Here is an 18822-nt window from a genome sequence, read left to right as displayed (position 1 = left end):
TTAACTGGTGCTATTAGTGATAGCTGTTCCACTTTGGAGTATGCATCATGCAAGTAAAGTTTTCAGAAGACGTTGTCCCTCTCTCAGACCTAAAGATTAACCCTGGAAAGGTGGTTAGCCGAACTCAGAGTACACACCGCCCAATCTTGCTTACGAGCCGAGGTCGTGGAGTAGCTGTTGTTCAAGGGCTTGAGGAGTTTGAGAAAACTGCTGAGGAACTCCGATTCGTTAAAGCGGTGGCACAGGGTCTCATGGATGTTCGCGAGGGCAATACTGTTTCTCTAGCTGATGCGAAGAAAACCCTGGGCATTAACTAAATGGAACTGCGCGTCGCACAGTCCGCTCTTGAGGATTTGCAAGCTATTCAAGAACACTACATCGAAGAGAGCGTGCCGCATAGCGGTGATGAGTATGTGACCGCCATTCTGGAGCAAGCTGAAATGCTTGTGCGGCACCCTGATGCTGGCCGGGTTGTCCCCGAGTTTGGTTTGAACCATATCCGAGAGCTAATCCATTCGCCATTTCGGGTTGACTACCTGAGACAAGAAACCGACGTTGTGCTCATTCGAGTTTGGAGAAGTGAGAGACAACTTGAGCTACCAGAGAGCTGATATAACAAGCGGCTGTTGTCGGACTCGCCTACGCTGCGCTCTGTAGTGGTCAACTGATTCCGGACACTTCATAAAGTGACTCTCACCTCCACAGCTTACCTCCAGTCTGCTACTGATAGAATCGCGCTGGATTTGCTCTTAACCTTCCGTTCCCCTTAACCCCACCTTAACCCCACCTTAACCCCACCTTAACCTTGGCTGCTCTAGCATGGCCGACCAGATTCCTGCGGAGTATCTTTTATGCCTTTTCCGGCATTCCCGTTGCCCCTGATTCCACGAACAGCCCGGCTGCTACCTGTCATGTTACTGGCGGGGTGTGCCAGTTTGTCTGGCGAGCAGCAAGCGGTACAGCAAACCTTGATGGATGAACAGGCCAGCGTTCAGCAGTGGCAAGCCACTCCCGTGACTTTTGTGGCAGGGGAGGAAGCGGTCGAGTCCAACAGTCTGCTGGCGCTACTGCCAGACGAGCAGTTAACCCAACTGGTCAAACAAAGCCTGGCAGCCAATCCCGGTTTGCAGCAAACCTGGCTGACGTTGCAGATTTTGCGTAGTGAACAGCGCGGTGTGGAAGCTGGCCAGTTGCCGCAGGCGGATCTGGGCTTTGCCGCCAGTCGTGGTGAAAATACGGGCAACAGCTTCAGCACCGAGTTGTCGGTCAGTTGGGAGCTGGATTTATGGGCCAAACTGGCCAACAGCAGTGCTGCCGCGGCGGCGGATGTGGCCGAGCAACTGGCGTTATACCAGTCGGCCCGAGACACACAGGTGGCGGAGGTGATGTCGTCCTGGTTGCAACTGATCCAGCTGAACAACGCTATCGAATGGCAGGCTCTGCGTCTTGCCGCACTGGGCAAAAATGAACAGGCGATTCTGCAGCGTTATCGTCGCGGTGTTGGCGATCTGGACGATCTGGACAGCGCCCGTTCGGCACTGGCCAGTGCCGAGTCGACTCAGGCCGATAACCGGTATCAGCTGGCTGCAGCAAAACGCAGTTTACGTACTTTACTGGGTCAAGTGACAGATACGACTGCGGAATCGGCAGGTGTTGTTATTCCGGATGATTATCCTGCGGTATTGATGCCGCTGGTGGATTTGCCGGAACAGACATTGGCGCGTCGGCCGGATTTACAGGCCGCCTGGCAGGCGCTGGAAGCCGCTGATTTACGCACCCGTGTTGCCTACAAGGACATGTTGCCATCACTGAGTATTTCGGCGGCGTTGTCCGACAGTGGCCGTTCCCCTGCAGCATCCTTGTTGACGGATCCGGTCTGGAGTTTGTTGGGACAGCTGACGGCACCGCTGTTTCGGGGCGGTGAACTAAAAGCGGCGGCTCGTACCGCCGAATTAACCGCTGCCCAGTCCGCCCAGGCCTATCGGGAAACGCTGCTGACCGCTGTGACGGAAGTGGAAAATGCACTGGATCAAGAGGTGGCACTGGAGCGCCAGCAAGCCGCCATTCAGCGGGCCTTGCTGAGCGCTCGTGCCAATGAAGAACGTTACCTGCGCCGTTATCGTTCCGGGCTGGTCGATCTGCTCGATTTGCTGACGGTACAGCAATCCCGCTATGACCTGGAGGGCACGCTGAACACCCTCACGTATCAGCGCCTGAGTAACCGCATTACGCTGGGTCTGGCACTTGGCTTGCCGGCTACTACCAGCCTGAAAAACACCACTGGATCCTCATCTGAATTATCTACGGAGACTCGCTGATATGAGCGCTAACTCGACTCACTCTGGCTGGCGCAAACTGATCTGGTTCGCTGTGGCCGTCGCCTTTGTTGGCGCCGTCGTGGCCTGGAACAGCTACAAAATGAATCAGCAGGACAACCGTCCCATGCCCGGGCAGGGAGATAACAAGAGTGCCGCTCCAGGCGCTGAACCAGGTGCTGAAACGGCGGCTGTACCTGAGCGTGCACTATCGTCCACTGGGACCTCAACCGTTGCCGCTGCCGGCGTTCGTGTGGTGGAAGTGTCTGCAGGCCAGTATCAAGCCGAGTTATCTGGTTATGGCTCTGCCGAGGCGCATTTTGAATTAAGCCTTACCGCCAAGGTGGCCGGTGATATCGAACAGATCGCTGCTGTTTTTGACAGTGGCCGCCGTGTGCCAAAAGGGACGGTGCTAGCGACGCTGGAAGACAGTAGTTACAAGGCCGAAGTGGCGGTTGCTGAGCAAGCCGTGGCCGATGCCAGACTGGCGTTGCTGGAAGAGCAGCGCGAAGTGGATCAGGCACGGGAAGAATGGCAGGCGGCTGGCCTGGCGGGGGAGCCGGATTCGCCCCTGTTGCTGCGCGAACCACAATTGGCGGCGGCGGAAGCGGCGTTGAACAATGCCCAGGCCGCCCTTATTTCCGCTCGCAAGCGACTGTCCTGGACGCGTATTAGCACGCCGTTTGATGCCCTAATTATCGAACGCCTGGTCAGTCCGGGTGGCTATATCAGTGCGGGTGGCGCGGTGGCAACACTGTACAGCACCGATCGGGTAGAAATTGCCGTTGCCCTGTCCGAGCGGGAATGGGAAATGTTACCCGGTGTTGATGAGTTACTGAGCGGAGACTGGCCGGTGACACTGACGTCGGTGGAATCTTCCGGTCAATGGCAGGGCGTGGTGATTCGGGCGCAACAGCATTTGGATGAGGCAACACGGCAGCGAGCACTGATTGTGGCAGTTGCAAAACCGCTGGAACAAACGCCGAGGTTACAGCCCGGCATGTTTGTCAACGTCGCGCTGTCGGGCAAGGCGGTGGATCAGCTGTGGAAATTACCCGCTTCGGCACTGAGCCAGCGTGGCGAAATCTGGTTGGTCAATGGCAGTCATCAGCTAGAAAAATACGTCGCCAATACCCTGTTCAGCGATGCCCATTCCATCTACGTACAGGTGCCCGACGGCTTGTCTGGGCTGCGTCAGGTGGTGGTGCAACCGCTGTCGAGCTACGCTGAAAAGAGTCAGGTGGTGCCGGTGGTGGTGAAGGCGGGCGAATCTGGCCTGCAAGCGGACAAGCCAAAACAGGGTGGGGTATCGTCGTATGAGTAACCTCAGCAAACCATCCTCGGGTGGTCTGATCGGCTGGTTTGCCTGCAACCCGGTGGCGGCCAACTTGCTGATGGGGCTGGTGATTGTATTGGGTTTGCTGCAGACGACCCAGCTGCGCAAGGAAGCCTTTCCGAGTATGGAGCCAGATGAGGTAACGGTGTCGGTCAGTTACAGCAGTGGTTCGGCGGTGCAGTCCGAAGAAGGTCTGGCGATCAAGATTGAGGAAGCGCTGGAAGGGGTGATGGGGATTGAGTCGATTACTTCCAGTTCGACCGGCAGCGGTGCCACCGTCACGATAGAGCGCAAATCGGACTACGATCTGGATACCTTGCTGCGCGATGTCCGTGCCGAAGTGGATGGTATTTCAACCTTTCCGGTGGATGCCAAGAATCCGGTGATTGCCAAGGCCCAGCGGGAAGAGCACTCGTTGTGGATTCAGCTCTATGGCGATGTGGATCGCCATACCTTGCAACTGCTGGGCAAGGAACTGAAATCCGATTTATTGGCACGTTCCGAGATCAGCCGAGTGTCGGAATCGGGCTGGCGTGATCCGCAGATGGTGGTCGAAATTGATGAGGGCCGCTTGCAGGCTTATGGCCTAAGTCTGTCGGACGTTGAGGATGCGGTGAATTCTGGCTCGTCGACCAGTATGACGGCGGTATTGAAGAGCGAGCAACTGTACTTACAGTTGCAGGCATCGGAGCAGGCTTACGATGTCACCGCCTTTGAACAATTACCACTGATCAGTCTGGCCAGTGGTCGTCAGCTGCTGCTCGGTGACGTGGCCAGCGTGCGTGATACCTACGACGAAGACTCGGTGGTACTGTCTCGTTTCCAGGGTCAGAACAGTATTGCCCTGCAAGTCATTACGACGGGTCAGGATGATATCAGCGATTCCGTCGTGGCGGCACGTGCAGTGGTAGCGCAGTGGCAGGAAACCGGCCGCATTCCACCCTCGGTGGCGCTGGATACCTGGTACGACCGCAGTGAATCGATCAATAGTCGTCTGTCGCTGCTGGTCAGAAATGCGATTACCGGTGTGCTGATGGTGTTCCTGTTGCTGGCGTTGTTTCTGAACGTGACGGTCGCCTTTTGGGTGGCGATGGGATTGCCGTTTATCTTTTTTGGCACGCTGTATTTTATGGGCGACAGCTGGGCGGGATTATCGCTCAACGCCTTCACCACTTTCGGTTTTATTATGGCGCTCGGTATTGTGGTGGATGATGCCGTAGTGGTGGGCGAAAGTGTCTACACCGAACGAAGTCGGCACGGTGATGCGTTAAAAAACACCATTAGCGGTACCTTGCGCGTTGCCGTTCCCACCCTGTTCGGGGTGTTTACCACGGTGGCGGCGTTTTATTCGCTGTCGCATATCGAGGGGCGTCTGGGCCAGGTCTATAGCCAGTTTGCCAGCGTAGTCACTATTTGCCTGTTGCTGTCGCTGGTGGAGTCGAAGCTGATTCTGCCAGCCCACCTGGCGCATCTGAATACCCGCAAGCGGCCACGTCGTAACCTGCTGTCCAAGGGATGGGGGAAAATACAACACGGCTGTGATGTGGGCTTGCAATGGTTCAGCGAACGGGTATACCGCCCGCTGATTGATGCCGCACTGGCGCAACGTTATGCGGTGATTGTGGCGTTTGCCGGTGTGTTTGTACTGGTGCTGGGGATGCCATTTACCGGGGCAGTACGGGTCAGCTTTTTCCCGGATGTGGAAGGCGATACGGTTCGTGCTTCACTGACCATGCAACAGGACGCCAGCTATGGCTTGACCCACAGCCATTTATTGACTCTGGAGCAACAGGCCTATGAGGTCGATCAAGCGCTGGGAGGTCATGGAATTGCCCATATCCAGGTACTGTCCCAGGCCGATCAGTCTGGCTCGCTGACCATTGAGCTGGCTGAAAACGCCCCTTACCGGATTGGTGAATTCACCCGGCAGTGGAAGGCGCTGGCCGGTACGCCGGAAGGGGTAAGAACGCTGCGTATCCAGAGCCGTCATGAATCTATTTCGGCCTTGCGGGTTGAATTGCGCGCCAGTGCCGATGATGTTCTGGAAGGAGCTGGCGAGGCCTTTCGTGAGCGGTTAATGGCCATTCCCGGTGTCAGCGGCGTGGAAGATAATCTGGATCCGACCCAGCCCCAGGTCAGTTTGCGGCTGAATGCCCAGGGTGAGGCACTGGGGCTGACCACCGCCATGCTGGCGCAGCAAGTATTACAGGCCTTCAGTGGCCAGGTGGTACAGCGCTATCAGCGTGGCAGTGATGAAATGGAAGTGAAGGTTCGTTATCCCGTGTCGGATCGTCAGAATCCGGCGGATGTTCTGAGTGCGCGGGTGCGGACTGCCGATGGCACCGTGGTGCCACTGTCTGCGGTGGCAACCATCAGCTATGGTTATTCTCGTGACACGATCACCCGGATTGACGGTAAGCGTGCGGTTTACTTGACCGCTGATGTCGACAAGAGCGTATTGTCATCGACCGAGCTGGTCAGCTTGCTCAAGCGCGATGTCGCGCCGCAGCTGCAAAAACAGTATCCGGGGCTGGATGTGCATTTTGCCGGTGAGGCAGAAGAGCAGGCCACTACCCAGTCGAGCATGACTTCGCTGTTTATTGTTGCCATGCTGGTGATCTACATCCTGCTGGCGGTGCCGCTGCAGTCCTATGTGCAGCCGGTGATTATCATGACGGCGATTCCGTTCGGGGTGATGGGGGCAATTCTGGGGCACTGGGTAACCGGGCTATCGCTGACCATTCAGTCGTTTTTTGGCATCATCGCGTTGAGCGGGGTGGTGGTGAATGACAGTCTGTTGCTGGTGTCCCGTTTTAACGAACTCAAACCGGATGCCGCTCACTACAATAGTGCCATCAGTCTGGCCTGTCGGGATCGTTTACGGGCGGTATTGTTAACCTCGGTGACGACCTTTGCCGGTCTGGCGCCGCTGTTGGGAGAAACCGATATGCAAGCCCAGTTCCTGATTCCGGCCGCTGTTTCCCTGGGATACGGCATTCTGTTTGCGACAGTGATTACCCTGATCCTGATCCCGGCTTTGCTGGCGGTGCAGCACGATGCGATTGATCTGCTGGCGGCACTCAAGCAGCGTTTTGGTGGCCGTGCTGATTCGCCAGACGAGACTGACCCCGCAGGAGACAAGCCGTGCTGAGTGTCTTGCTGGTGGAGGATGATCTCGATCTTGCTGCGACACTGGTCGACTATCTGCTGCTGGAAGATATTCAGTGCGATCACGCCAGTAATGGCGTGGCCGGGCTGACGCTGATGGCACAAAATCACTATTCTGTATTGTTACTGGATCTGAACCTGCCCCGGCTGGATGGCCTCAGTGTCTGCCAGCGATTGCGGCAGCTGGGCAACGATACGCCGATCCTGATGTTGACTGCCCGTGATCAGCTTACCGATAAACGGGATGGTTTTCAGGCCGGTACCGATGATTATCTGGTCAAGCCATTTGAAATGAGTGAGCTGGTGATGCGGGTGCAGGCCTTGGCCCGACGGCGCAGTGGTCAGGTCACGCGTCTGGAATGCGCTGATCTGGTGATGGATCTTGGCCGTCGCTCGGTGACTCGCAGTGGCCGCGAGATTCGACTGTCTCCCACTGGCTGGATCTTGCTGGAAACCCTGTTACGGGCATCTCCCACCGTTGTCACCCGACGTCAGCTGGCACAAGCAGTGTGGGGCGACGAAACCCCTGACAGCAACAGTCTCAAGGTGCACCTGTTTAATTTGCGCAAGGCCGTTGACGGTGGCGTGGGAGTGCCGCTGATGTATACCCTGGCAGGGCAGGGCATCGCTTTGCGCGTGCCCAATACGAACAACGGGCAGCAGAGCTGATGCGTATCAGTCTGAAATGGTTGCTGGTGGCGGCATTTATATTGCTTGGTTTGTTGTTGGCCGTGGGCTATTCCATGCTCAGCGTCCAGTACATGATTCGTGGTATGGATGCGGTGTTGATACGGGATATGGAGCACACCCTGCAGCAGCTGTCGTCTGCAAAGCAGCCTCCTGCCGCTGGCCAGTACAACGAGTTTTATGTTGCCCCGGACTGGCAGCAGCTCCCGCCAGCAACACAGCAGATATTCCAGCACATTCCTGAGCAAGCAGGGGTGTTGTATAAGCGCCACAATACCCGCTTGGGTACGGAGCCTCACCAGATCCATTTTCTGATGCGCTACTCGCTGATACGGGATGGCCAACAGCAAGACTGGTATATCAGCCGGACACTGGAGCGTTCAACCAGCTCATCTCTGGTCAGTACCCAGATCGACAGCAGTCGCCAGCGACTGCAGTTGATTCTGGCGGCGACCATGGCGCTGATTATCGGTATTGCGGTGTTGCTGTACCGGTTTTTGTCCCGCCCTGCAGGGCGCTTGCTGGACTGGACCCGTGCGCTGGATACCGACCGGTTACAGCAACCGGTGCCGGATTTTGGTTATTCGGAACTGAACGAGCTGGCCGGACTGATGCACGGTAGCCTGACTCGTGTGCAGCAGACGCTGAATCGCGAGCAGGCGTTTTTACGTCACGCCAGTCATGAGTTGCGCACTCCGATTGCGGTGATGCGTAACAATACCGAGTTGCTCCGGCGTCTGACCGAACGTCATACCCCGCTCGACGATGGGCGGGTGTTGGCGACCGTAGAACGACTGGAACGCGCCGGAGTGACCATGGCCCAATTGACCGAAACCCTGCTTTGGCTCAGTCGTGATGATATGGATCGTCTGCCAACCCGGCAGGTCGCACCTGGTGTATTACTCCGCCAGCTGGTCGACGAGCTGACATTTCTGTTAAACAACAAGGCCATCGAGCTGGTGGTTACAACCGACAATGACTGGCAGGCCTGCCTGCCAGAAACACCATTACGGATTGTGTTGGGCAATATCCTGCGTAATGCCTTTCAGCATACCTGGGAAGGCCGTGTCGAGGTTAACCAGCAGGGCAGCCGGATTGTGGTGAACAACTACGATAAACAGGCCGCTGATGATTTTCGCCAGGCAGGCGGTGACCATCATCCCGATGATGGCAGGCACCAGGATCAGGGGTTTGGTCTCGGGTTGCAGCTCACCCGGCAACTGACGGCGCGGTTGAACTGGCACTACCAGAACGTTGCGGAGCCGGATGGCCACCGCGTGACACTCGATATCGCCCTCGCTAATACCTGTGCTGCCGATGGTCAGCGACCATGTGCCTGAGTGGCTAATTTGCTGCCGGGCCACCACCTGAGCAGGTTCTCTGGCATAATCAGCCGATCATGTTAAAGGTTGGCACTTATGTCTTATCAACCCGATGCCATACTGATCAAGCGTGCAGCTATGGCATCCATTGCAACAGCAGTGGTTTTGCTGGTGGCCAAACTCGGCGCCTGGAGCGTGAGCGACTCGACCAGTGTGCTGTCGTCGCTGCTTGATTCGCTGATGGATATTGCCGCGTCCGTGGTGAACTATTTTGCTGTGCGTTACGCGCTGATGCCGGCGGATGATGATCATCCATTTGGGCACAGCAAGGCTGAGGGACTGGCAGCTCTGGTGCAGTCCGCGTTTATTCTGGGTTCGGTTGTGGCCTTGTTGCTGCACGTCACCGATCGGCTGGTGGATCCTCAACCGCTCAAGGCGGTGGGTGAAAGTATCGGCGTTATGCTGTTTTCCACCGCCCTCACTACCGCGCTGGTGCTCTATCAGCGCTGGGTCGTACGCAAGACCGGCTCCCTCGCAGTCAAGGCAGATTCAGCCCACTATTATGGCGATATTCTCACCAGTCTGGCGGTGGTGGTTGCTCTGGTTGCTGCCTGGTTCGGACAATATTGGCTGGATCCTGTGATTGCACTGGTGATTGCACTGGTGCTGGTGCGCAGCGTTTACGACATTATCCAGGAAGCGCTGGTGGTGCTGATGGATCAGTCTATGCCCGAGACAGAAGAAGTGGAATTACAACAGCTGATTCGAGCTATTGACGGTGTGCGTGGTGTGCATGACCTGAAAACCCGTCAGGCCGGAGCGGTGCAATTTATCCAGTTGCATCTGGATATGGATGGCGACCAGACCCTGAGCCGTGCCCATGCGATTGGCGATCAGGTTGAAGCCGCGATTCTGGCGCGCTTCCCCCGTGCCGAGGTACTGATTCATCATGATCCGGTTTAGCGGGCTGTCAGGACTTGTGTAAACTCTGGCCATGTCCAGGAATGACAGGGAGTGACCGTATGCACGGACGCTGGGCTATCATCCTCGGGATCAGCCTGTTAACCGCAGCACCGGTTAAGGCATTGACATCGGAACCCTATCTCCGCGCTGGCCAGGAAACCTTGTCGGCGGAGGCCAGCGAGGCGTCAACCAGCGAACCCTATACCGCAGAAACGCAGGTGACGGACGATATGGTGAACCGCTCCCGAGAGTGGCTGGCCAGTTATCTGGATAACCTGTCGGGTGGCCTCGACAGCTTTTTTGTCGATACTTTTTTTAGTGAAAACATTCTCGAAGATGACGTCAAGGGCAGCCGTGCCAAACTGTCGTTTTATACCCGGCGCGAGCTGGGCGATCCGGTGGATTATAAATTTGGAATCAGCGTGAATCTGGAGTTACCGAATATCAGCGAGCGGTTGAATTTGCTGTTGCAATCGGAAGACGAGGAAGCGCGTGAAGCCGACCCGCTGGAAAGTATTGAAAACAACCATTACTCCGCCGCGTTGCGGTTTATTCTGCAGGAGAGTGAACGCTGGAAGACCGACATTGATACCGGTGTCCGCTGGGGGCTCCCCCCCGATCCGTTTACTCGTCTCCGGGCCAGGCGCTACGGCTATTTTGCCGAATGGGAAGTAAAAGCAACCCAGACTCTGTCTTACTACGCTACCAAGGGCTGGGGAGAAGACACCAGTCTGCAAATGAACTACCCGCTCAATATCGAGAAGCTGTTCCGGATCAACGCCAAAGCCGCTTATTTGCTTAACGACGATTATTTTAAGCTGTCCTACAGTGGCGGTTTGTACCACGAACTCAGCCGTCGAGCCGCGTTGGGTTATATCGCCGGTGCCAGTGGTGATACCGAGGGATATCCCAGTTTTTACAACTACAGTGTCAGCGTGCGTTATCGACGCCAGATCTACAAGGATTGGGTGTTTGCTGAGTTTGCCCCGGAGCTGGTATGGGAGCGGGACAAGGATTATGAAACCACCCCCGTGATCATGTTCCGTATCGAAAGCGTGATTTCAAAATAACGGCGCGGGATTGGCCAGGCAGCGAAAGGTCAGGTTGATTCTGGCCGCCTCAATACCTGCCCGACGTGGCAGGGCGTGCTGCCAGCAAGTTTGCATACCGGCGTTCATCACCAGTACCGAGCCATGAGCCAGCGGCAGTTTGCCATACATCCTGGATTGTCCTTTACGCCGCAGGGCGAAATCCCGCTCGGCCCCGAGACTGACCGACACGACTACCGGCGCTGGGCCGAGTTCCGGTTCATCATCGCTGTGCCAGCCCATTGTATCCTGACCATTACGGTAGAGATTGCATAACACCGAATTATTAGCCAGGCCCAATGCCTGGTTCAGCTCGTGGTTGAGTGTTTTTAAGCGTGGATGCCAGGCCAACGGTTGTAGGGTTTTGCCTGAGTAGGTGTAGTTCAGTCCGGTGTCGCCAAGCCAGCACTGCCGTCGGGGAATCGTGTGTTCCTTGCCATAAACTCGGACTGAGTCAGAGTGCCAGGGCAGTTCGGAGAGCAAGATTTGCAGCAACGTGTCGGAATCGCGGATAAGCTCAGGGTAGTAACTTAGCTGACCGTCGAGGAGCTGCTCTGGCGTCATTCCGGAAAGCAATAACATGCTGATATTTTCCTCCAGCCTCCTTATTGGCACAGGGCTGCGACGGTGGCAGTGTATATCTATAAATGACTGCGCTCGAAATTACGGAGTTAAAAATATCCGGGTATACCCTGAAAATCCTTGGTTTGAAATTCTGCGTTTGAACACAAGCCGACTTTTGCTATTAAGCTGCACCCATCACTCGTTGTCAAAGAGGATGGGTGTTGGTCTGGCGGAGCGTTTACGGCCGCTAAATGACTTTATGAAACTATCGGTTTTACTTCTACGTCTATGGTGCCGATCTTGTCGATACTGGCGCAGAGCTTGTCACCGGGATGAATGGGCGCGACACCTTCAGGAGTGCCGGTCAATAAAATATCTCCCGGTTCCAAGGTGTAGAACTTGGATGCAAAAACAATCAGGTCTGCGACATCCAGAATCAGATCTCTGGTATTGGCATGCTGACGTTGTTCATCATTGACCAATAATGTCATTTCGAGTTGCGATGGATCGCTTAGCTCGTCAGCCGTTACTAACCAGGGGCCGAGCACGGTATATGTGTCCAGCGACTTCCGCAGGCTGCGTTCTTCCGGGCCTCGAATGGTAATGTCCAGGCCAATGCAGTAGCCTGCCACCTGCGCCAGGGCATCTTCATAGTCCACATTCCGGCATGTTTTACCAATGATGACCGCGAGTTCGATTTCATGGTCGGTACGGCGCTCCAGCAATTGAAGTTCAATGCCTTCACTGGCACCTACCAGAGAATGTGTTGCTTTGAGAAATAATCCGGTTTCCTGGATTTTCCGCACGTGGGCGCGCGAGAAGGTGGCGGTATCCTCGATCGCTTCTTCCAGATGCTTTTGGTAGTTGACCGGTGCAGCAACAATCTTGCCTGGATTTTGTACCGGGCTTAACAGGGTCACCTGATCTAGGGCAATAGCCGGTGCAGTTGCTGCGAGAGCAGTGATCTTGTCATGCAGCTCAGGTAACGCAGCAATAAGCAGGTCATGCCTGGGGTAGGGGTAAGCATGAGCCGGGAGCTCTTTCAATATTTCGCTGATGTCTCGTACCTGGTTGTTATCGACGAGTCCCAGACGTTGATCATTAAAGAAACAAATGCGCATTTTTGGTTCCTCTCGGAGTTTAAAGATTCGTTAGTGGCACGACGCCATATAAAGCCCCTGATTTGCCACGATGAGTGAGTTCATATAACGATAAATCGTGGCCGGCTTTATAGTTGAGTTTCTGCTCCTCCCTTTTGCTCTTGCCAAATACCCAGCTTCTCCTGCGCGCTGCGATCGGAGAAGAAAAACAATACGGAGTCTTCACTGGCATGAAACTGGCGCCAGGTCCAGCCGGGCAGGGCCATCACGTCGTTCTGGCCTAGCTCAAAGGTTTCATCGCCAATATCCACCTGCACAGTACCTTCTGAGACAACCAGTACCTGGTTGTCTGTTGTTCTGTATTTTTGCGTGATCATCTGGTCTGGGATATATGCTAACCAAGCCGCCATTGTTGGCATAATCCAGTCGCCAGTTAACGGATTCGCATACTTGAGTACATATCCCCAGTGCGGATCAGGTTTTTCTGATTCCGTTATTGCTAACAATGCTGCCCGCGCGCGCGAATAGGGATAAGAAAATATAGGCGATGTTGATCCAAATGGAGATCTGGACTCGAAAGGCGCCATGCCTGAACCAAACGCTGCACCCGAATAGCCTTCTACCTTGGTTATTAGTTGCCGTTCGGTATCAAGTTGGGCACTGAAACCACATTGGAAATAATTCACAATGGGCACATCCAATCCATCGATCCAAATAACGGGCCCTTCTCCATCATGGCCGTGATCGTGGAAAGTACCACTGGGTGTCAGAACCAGATCGCCACGATGCATGGTGGTTCTTTCACCGTTTACCGAGGTATAGCCGCCCCCGCTTTCGAGTACGAAACGCAAGGCACCAGCGGTATGTTTGTGGGCTGGAGCCGTCTCTCCAGGCAGGATAAGCTGAATACCAGCATACAAAGTCGAGTTGACAATAGACTGTCCCCGAAAGGATGGATTTTCAAACACCAATACGCGGCGTTCGGCTTCTGCTGCTGTCAACAACTCCCCTGATTTCATCAATAACGGACGCATCTGTTCATAGTGCCAGGCGTAGGGAACGGCCTTGTTTGTCGGTTCAAAAGGAACCAGGCCTTTCATAACCTCCCAGAGAGGTGCTAGTGAAACGGGATCTAGCTCTTGATAAAAATTTTGCTTGTCAGCGTTAGTTAGCGAATCAAACGATGCCATTACATATTTCCTCCGGCTGTGATGGTTGCTATCAGTGCGGGTTTTTATTGTTCTGCTTTCTTTACTGTTAATCCTGGTTGAAATCAGTAGCCCATTTTTTATCTTTGTCAGACATCTCAAGAAAAACGTCAGCTATAGCGATCGTAGCTGACAGGATTGATATGCCAGAAATATATTGACATGGGTCAGTAGTTGGTGGTTTCACCTCATTAAAGATGGTAGCCATAGTGAAATTGCCGGGAAAATAATCAATAATGATATTCGTGCCAGATCAGCAGAGATAAAAGGTATGACGCCTTTGAAAATGGTTTTTGTCGGTATGTCTGGTAATACGCTGCGTAATACGAATATGTTGATCCCGATTGGTGGCGTTATCATGCTGATTTCAATGACCACAATGACGAGAATGCCAAACCATATAAGGTCATAACCCATCATCTCAACGATAGGGTAAAATATAGGTACGGTCAGTAACATCATCGACAGTGATTCCAGAAAACAACCCAGAATTACGTACACGGCGACAATTACGAGAATCACATAAATAGGTGCTAGTTCCAATCCAGAAACCCAATCTCCGATCGTCTGCGGTAATCGCGCAACGTTGATAAAATTGGCAAACAACATGGCACCGATCAATATCGTCAACAAGGTGACTGAGGTGCGAGCAGAGGTATAAATCACCTCCAGGAATTCCTTCCAGTTGAAGCGTCCGCGCAGGGTGGTGATCAACAGAGCGCCGCAGGATCCAATACCCGCCGCCTCAGTTGGAGTGAATAAGCCGACATAAAGCCCACCCATTACTAGCGTGAACAAGGCCAAGATACCGATCACACCACGGAGAGAGGCTATTTTTTCGGGAAAACTGTGTTTTTTAGCCGCAGGCCCTATATCGGGATCGATACGCACCCAGATGGCGATTGCGGCCATGTACAGCACAATTCCCAAAATACCCGGCAGCACACCGGCAGCGAACAGTTTGCCAATATCCGATTGCGTCATGATGCCGTAGAGCACTAGGGCGATGCTGGGCGGGATCAAAATGCCAAGTGTTCCACCCGCTGCGACTGCGCCTGCAGCCAGGGTGTCTGAGTAGTGATAGGAACGCATCGGGGGGATAGCCACCTTGGCCATTGTCGCGGCTGTCGCAAGACTGGATCCGGAAACTGCACTGAATCCACCACAGGAAGCGATAGTGGCAATAGCCAGTCCGCCACGAGCCCCTCCGAACCAGACATTGGACGTGGCATAAAGATCGTCTGATATGCCGGATCGCCCGATTAGGTTGGCCATGAGAATAAACATGGGGATGACCGCGAAGTCGTAGCTCATCACGGTATCGGATGCTACTCCGCCCAGACTCCTTAGCGCTGGCTCGAGTCCGACGATCGCGGCAAAGCCCCCAGTTCCTATCAAACCAAGCGCAAATCCAATCGGCACCCGGCAGAGCAGCAGAGCGAACAGTACAACAAAAGCCAAGAAAATAAGCACTGTGTTATTCCTTATCGAATCGTCGAGCGTGCCTGGCGTCAATGACCACCAAGGCAACAAATATCAGGGCAGTAAACATCGCCAGCACTGCCATGAAATACACAAAGGGAGCCACCGGCCAGCGGGTAAACATCGTCACGGTATTCAGCATCTCCAGCATCTCACCCTGCCGCCAGAGCTCCTTGGCAGTGACTGCCAGGGCTCCAACGCAGAGTAAATTGACCAGGGCAGCCAGTACGCGAACGCCGAATGAGTCAGGGTTGATAGCAATCAGGTCAACGGTAATGTGTTCGCGCCTGAGCGTAACCAACGGCAGAACGGTATAGAACATGATGCCAACCGTGAGCTGGGTGATCTCAAAAGCAAACGCCAGTGGATGCCCGAATTGACGTCCGGTAACATCCACAAAGGTAATAAGTACCAATAGAAATATCAGCGTTCCGGCAACCACTGCTGCCATGGATTCCAGCTGGCGGGCAATGGTTCGTGCAGTATTAAAATGCATAGCTGGTTCCCCTGCGTTATTGACCCCTGGAGGATTCGGCATGATACATCTCAAGTGCAGCCTGACCGTCTACGTTGAGCGCATTGGCTTTTTTCACCCAATTGGCGTCCTGTTTGGATAGGCGTGACTGGATGAATTCGAACAGCGGCCCGGAGGCCACATTTTTCTCAATGCCATCTGCTGCCAACTGGGCGGCAGCATGGTTCAGTTCATCCTGCCAGACTTGACCCATACGACGGGCGAGTACTTCTCCTGAGATCGACGTGATGGCCTGCTGGTCAGCCGCAGATATTTGATCCCACTTATTCTGGTTCACGACAAGAAACATACTGGCGTTGTATATTCCGCCTGGAACCTCAAGCTTATGCTTGATCAAACGGTCGATATTGAAGCTGTAAAGGGCTTCATCGGTCAGCGATACCCCATCCACAATACCTTTGTGCAAGGCGTCGCGCATTTCAGTAACCGGAATGCCGAGAGGAACTGCACCGAGTAAAGCAAGAGATTCGGCAACACCACTGTTGGTCGAGCGGATTTTGAGGCCTTCAAAGTTACTGGCTTCGGTGATCGCTTGCTTGGCGCTGAATATCTGCCCTGGCGGCTGCGTGTGTACGGTCAGGGTGTGTACCCCTTTATGCATACCAGCGGGTTCAAAATATTTTTTGAACACTTTCCAGTAGGCGGCTGAGTTTTCGACGGCATTGGTTGAATTAAAAGGAAGTTCCACCATTTCACTCAATGGAAATGTACCAGGTGTATAGCCATGCAGACCCCAGGTAATGTCAGCGATACCGCTCAGGGCGAGTTGGAAGTTTCGTGGCGCAGGTCCCAATGGAGCGGCGGATATCTCGACATTGACTCGACCCTCTGTGACCTGCTCAATATCTTCAAAATACTTATAAAGCGCATTTTTATGCATAAAATACGTCGCTGGCAGCCAGGCGCTGTAGCGCAGTATTGTTGTTTCAGCATAAGAAACAGAGTTGAACGAAAGCATTAACGCTAATAATATGATGAGTTTTAGATGTCTTTTTTTCATTATCTGCACCGTTTATTTTTATTTATAGAATGGCGTATCTTGTTGCTTGGATTGGTCTTTTTTTGCTAGTTATTGATCTCTCCAAGACGGTTGGATGTCGTAGAGCCAGGACATCCCGGTATAAAATTTTTCATCAGACCAACTGGCCAGCTCGGCATTACGGAAATCGCGGACAGCGCCGCTGGCATGGTATATCTCGCCGTAGAGCCTGGCCTGCATCTGGACTCGGGTAGTCCTGAGGTAGCGGGCGTCGCGATAACGTATAAATGCCTTGGCATAGTCACCGTTCTCATTTACCAACATATCGGCGAGACAAATGGCATCCTCAATGGCCATATTGGCGCCCTGGGCAAGGTACTGAAGCATTGGGTGTGCGGCATCCCCCAGTAATGTAATACGACCCTTGACCCAATCACGGGTTGGTTCACGATCGCTTAATACCCACATACGCCAGCTTTCAATTTTGCCAAGTAGGGAAAGTACTTCTGGGCACTTGCCTGCAAAACGGCGCTCCAACTCTTCGTTGTCACCGAAGTCATTCCAGCCTTGGGTAAACTTGTCTGAGTGAAAAACAGCAACTAGATTAAACAGCTCACCACCGCGCATTGGATATTGCACCAGGTGAGACTTTTCTCCAGCCCAGAGGCACATGGAATTCCAGCGCAGCGCTTCTGGCATATCTTCCGCCCGTATAACGGCCCGGTACGCAACATGACCGGAAACACGAGCATCACCATCACCGACAACATACTGACGAATGGTGGACCAGATCCCGTCGGCTCCGACAAGCGCACCGCCGTTGACTCGTAAACCTTGTTCTGTTGTCACGCTGGTGCCGGTATCTGACTCCTCAATCCCGGTAACCTTGGCACCTGTCCGGAGTTCGATCTTGTCTGATGTTTGGCATTTCTTTAATAAAACACCATGCAGGTCAGCCCGATGAATCACGGCATAGGGAAACCCGAATTGCTGTTTAAATTGCTTACCGGCTGGTATTTCAATGACGGATTCACCGGTCATGCTGTCACGCATCATCAGGCTTTCAGGGAACGACGAGATGCTGTTGATTTCATCCACCAGTCCGAGCCGTTCAAACATCTTGTACACATTGGGACCCAGCTGGATCCCGGCACCGATTTCTGCAATCTCTGCTGCCTGCTCTAGCACGCAGACGTGTTTGCCAATGTTCGCCAGCGCCAGGGCAGCGGCCAAACCGCCGATGCCCCCTCCTACGATAATAATTTCGGTATTGATAACGTCGCTCATATAGCTCTCCTGAAGCCTCTGGTTGCGTATGGTTCGCACGTGAAAGGGCTTGTTTTCGCTCGGGTCATACCATGATTGATAAACTATCAGTACACTGATGATCTATTGTCAGTATGCTGACAATTTGCAGTAGGGATGTCAATAGGTTAATATTGCCTTTGTAATTTTTTTGGGGAATGGCCTTGCATACACCACCAGATCAGTGGGCATCCGATGAGCCCATTGAAGAAGAGCAGCTGGATTCGTCGCAGCGTAGCGTAAAGTTTTGGGACAATATTTCTGTCTCTGGAGAGCCTCCGGAGATAGCCGCTATTTATATGGCACCAGCGCACCTTATACGGCGATCTCACCAGATTTCTGTTGCCCTGTTTGCTGATGAACTGGGCGAATATGGTTTAACGTCAGTTCAATATGCATCACTGCTGGCCATCAGAGATCATGGAGGTATCGATCAACGAGGTCTGGGAAATATAGTAGCGATTGATCGTTCCACCGTGGCGACGATGCTGAAAGGACTGGAAAATAAAGGTCTGGTTCGGCGTCTTACCCCCCCAGAGAACTTGAGGGTCAAGCAGCTTTATATCACCGATGCTGGCAATCAACTGTTGAGAAAAACGGTCGAACAAATTTCTCGAATACAACAGCGTTTATTAGCCCCGTTATCTGCGGAAGAACAGGATGTCTTCATGGCTTTGTTATCCAAGCTGGTTCATGTGAATAATAAATTCAGCCGGGTTCCGCTCAAGTTGAAGATGAACGATTCAGCGGAATAATAAATATTATCGTCC

The 18822-nt window shown here is 53.7% G+C and carries 17 protein-coding genes; 10 read left to right on the top strand and 7 right to left on the bottom strand.

The window, feature by feature from the left end:
* Positions 1-47 precede the first annotated feature (47 nt).
* The 9 genes from WG929_RS07640 to WG929_RS07600 all read left to right on the top strand — a co-directional run bounded on the left by WG929_RS07640 (position 48) and on the right by WG929_RS07600 (position 10861).
* Positions 48-317 carry a type II toxin-antitoxin system Phd/YefM family antitoxin gene (locus WG929_RS07640; RefSeq protein WP_416205572.1) on the top strand — a complete coding sequence of 90 codons (270 nt, stop codon included), beginning with the start codon at positions 48-50 and terminating at the stop codon, positions 315-317.
* A complete protein-coding gene (locus WG929_RS07635; protein ID WP_416205571.1) occupies positions 318-611 on the top strand; it encodes a type II toxin-antitoxin system RelE/ParE family toxin in 294 nt (97 codons plus the stop codon).
* 240 nt (positions 612-851) lie between these two features.
* The gene (locus WG929_RS07630) at positions 852-2318 is read left to right on the top strand and encodes a TolC family protein (RefSeq protein ID WP_416205570.1); all 1467 of its coding nucleotides are present in this window, start codon (positions 852-854) and stop codon (positions 2316-2318) included.
* A 1-nt stretch (position 2319) separates the two neighbouring features.
* Entirely contained in the window at positions 2320-3639 is a 1320-nt protein-coding gene (locus WG929_RS07625; RefSeq protein ID WP_416205569.1) for an efflux RND transporter periplasmic adaptor subunit, read from the top strand.
* On the top strand, positions 3632-6802 hold the full coding sequence (locus tag WG929_RS07620; protein WP_416205568.1) for an efflux RND transporter permease subunit: 3171 nt from the start codon (positions 3632-3634) through the stop codon (positions 6800-6802). Before WG929_RS07625 ends, WG929_RS07620 begins: the two co-directional genes overlap by 8 nt.
* On the top strand, positions 6796-7488 hold the full coding sequence (locus tag WG929_RS07615; RefSeq protein ID WP_416205567.1) for a response regulator transcription factor: 693 nt from the start codon (positions 6796-6798) through the stop codon (positions 7486-7488). The genes WG929_RS07620 and WG929_RS07615 overlap by 7 nt, the downstream gene beginning before the upstream one ends.
* On the top strand, positions 7488-8846 hold the full coding sequence (locus tag WG929_RS07610) for a sensor histidine kinase (protein WP_416205566.1): 1359 nt from the start codon (positions 7488-7490) through the stop codon (positions 8844-8846). Before WG929_RS07615 ends, WG929_RS07610 begins: the two co-directional genes overlap by 1 nt.
* A 78-nt stretch (positions 8847-8924) precedes the next feature.
* Entirely contained in the window at positions 8925-9791 is an 867-nt protein-coding gene (locus WG929_RS07605; RefSeq protein ID WP_416205565.1) for a cation diffusion facilitator family transporter, read from the top strand.
* 59 nt (positions 9792-9850) lie between these two features.
* Positions 9851-10861 (top strand): hypothetical protein, encoded by a 1011-nt coding sequence (locus WG929_RS07600; RefSeq protein ID WP_416205564.1) that lies wholly within the window; start codon positions 9851-9853, stop codon positions 10859-10861.
* Here the strand turns inward: WG929_RS07600 and WG929_RS07595 are convergent.
* The 7 genes from WG929_RS07595 to WG929_RS07565 all read right to left on the bottom strand — a co-directional run bounded on the left by WG929_RS07595 (position 10853) and on the right by WG929_RS07565 (position 18034).
* Positions 10853-11461 carry an alpha-ketoglutarate-dependent dioxygenase AlkB family protein gene (locus tag WG929_RS07595; protein ID WP_416205563.1) on the bottom strand — a complete coding sequence of 203 codons (609 nt, stop codon included), beginning with the start codon at positions 11459-11461 and terminating at the stop codon, positions 10853-10855. The genes WG929_RS07600 and WG929_RS07595 overlap by 9 nt on opposite strands.
* Before the next feature lie 239 nt (positions 11462-11700).
* Entirely contained in the window at positions 11701-12564 is an 864-nt protein-coding gene (locus WG929_RS07590; RefSeq protein WP_416205562.1) for a fumarylacetoacetate hydrolase family protein, read from the bottom strand.
* A gap of 107 nt (positions 12565-12671) precedes the next feature.
* Positions 12672-13733: a cupin domain-containing protein gene (locus WG929_RS07585; protein ID WP_416205561.1), complete on the bottom strand. Its 1062-nt coding sequence runs from the start codon at positions 13731-13733 to the stop codon at positions 12672-12674.
* 201 nt (positions 13734-13934) lie between these two features.
* On the bottom strand, positions 13935-15224 hold the full coding sequence (locus tag WG929_RS07580; RefSeq protein ID WP_416205560.1) for a TRAP transporter large permease: 1290 nt from the start codon (positions 15222-15224) through the stop codon (positions 13935-13937).
* A 4-nt stretch (positions 15225-15228) separates the two neighbouring features.
* Positions 15229-15729, bottom strand: a complete 501-nt coding sequence (locus tag WG929_RS07575) for a TRAP transporter small permease (RefSeq protein ID WP_369856764.1) — start codon at positions 15727-15729, stop codon at positions 15229-15231.
* A gap of 16 nt (positions 15730-15745) precedes the next feature.
* The gene (locus tag WG929_RS07570; protein ID WP_416205559.1) at positions 15746-16768 is read right to left on the bottom strand and encodes a TRAP transporter substrate-binding protein; all 1023 of its coding nucleotides are present in this window, start codon (positions 16766-16768) and stop codon (positions 15746-15748) included.
* A gap of 69 nt (positions 16769-16837) precedes the next feature.
* The gene (locus WG929_RS07565; protein ID WP_416205558.1) at positions 16838-18034 is read right to left on the bottom strand and encodes a 3-hydroxybenzoate 6-monooxygenase; all 1197 of its coding nucleotides are present in this window, start codon (positions 18032-18034) and stop codon (positions 16838-16840) included.
* Positions 18035-18216: 182 nt separating this feature from the next.
* On the opposite strand from WG929_RS07565, the gene WG929_RS07560 reads away from it, so the two are divergent.
* Complete coding sequence (locus WG929_RS07560; RefSeq protein ID WP_416205557.1) at positions 18217-18807, top strand: MarR family winged helix-turn-helix transcriptional regulator; 591 nt, start codon at positions 18217-18219, stop codon at positions 18805-18807.
* Positions 18808-18822: the final 15 nt, after the last annotated feature.

This window comes from Oceanobacter antarcticus (assembly GCF_044962685.1).
Lineage (GTDB): Bacteria > Pseudomonadota > Gammaproteobacteria > Pseudomonadales > Oceanobacteraceae > Oceanobacter > Oceanobacter antarcticus.
Note: the sequence above shows the minus strand (reverse complement) of the source record. Positions and strands in the feature narration are given on the sequence as shown.

Bases quoted from the DNA above. Each gene is read 5' to 3' on its own strand.
- WG929_RS07630 (WP_416205570.1), top strand. From the start codon at position 852: ATGCCTTTTCCGGCATTCCCGTTGCCCCTGATTCCACGAACAGCCCGG.
- WG929_RS07640 (WP_416205572.1), top strand. From the start codon at position 48: ATGCAAGTAAAGTTTTCAGAAGACGTTGTCCCTCTCTCAGACCTAAAG.
- WG929_RS07595 (WP_416205563.1), bottom strand. From the start codon at position 11,461: ATGTTATTGCTTTCCGGAATGACGCCAGAGCAGCTCCTCGACGGTCAG.
- WG929_RS07575 (WP_369856764.1), bottom strand. From the start codon at position 15,729: ATGCATTTTAATACTGCACGAACCATTGCCCGCCAGCTGGAATCCATG.
- WG929_RS07565 (WP_416205558.1), bottom strand. From the start codon at position 18,034: ATGAGCGACGTTATCAATACCGAAATTATTATCGTAGGAGGGGGCATC.
- WG929_RS07600 (WP_416205564.1), top strand. From the start codon at position 9,851: ATGCACGGACGCTGGGCTATCATCCTCGGGATCAGCCTGTTAACCGCA.
- WG929_RS07605 (WP_416205565.1), top strand. From the start codon at position 8,925: ATGTCTTATCAACCCGATGCCATACTGATCAAGCGTGCAGCTATGGCA.
- WG929_RS07570 (WP_416205559.1), bottom strand. From the start codon at position 16,768: ATGAAAAAAAGACATCTAAAACTCATCATATTATTAGCGTTAATGCTT.
- WG929_RS07585 (WP_416205561.1), bottom strand. From the start codon at position 13,733: ATGGCATCGTTTGATTCGCTAACTAACGCTGACAAGCAAAATTTTTAT.
- WG929_RS07635 (WP_416205571.1), top strand. From the start codon at position 318: ATGGAACTGCGCGTCGCACAGTCCGCTCTTGAGGATTTGCAAGCTATT.
- WG929_RS07620 (WP_416205568.1), top strand. From the start codon at position 3,632: ATGAGTAACCTCAGCAAACCATCCTCGGGTGGTCTGATCGGCTGGTTT.
- WG929_RS07610 (WP_416205566.1), top strand. From the start codon at position 7,488: ATGCGTATCAGTCTGAAATGGTTGCTGGTGGCGGCATTTATATTGCTT.
- WG929_RS07625 (WP_416205569.1), top strand. From the start codon at position 2,320: ATGAGCGCTAACTCGACTCACTCTGGCTGGCGCAAACTGATCTGGTTC.
- WG929_RS07590 (WP_416205562.1), bottom strand. From the start codon at position 12,564: ATGCGCATTTGTTTCTTTAATGATCAACGTCTGGGACTCGTCGATAAC.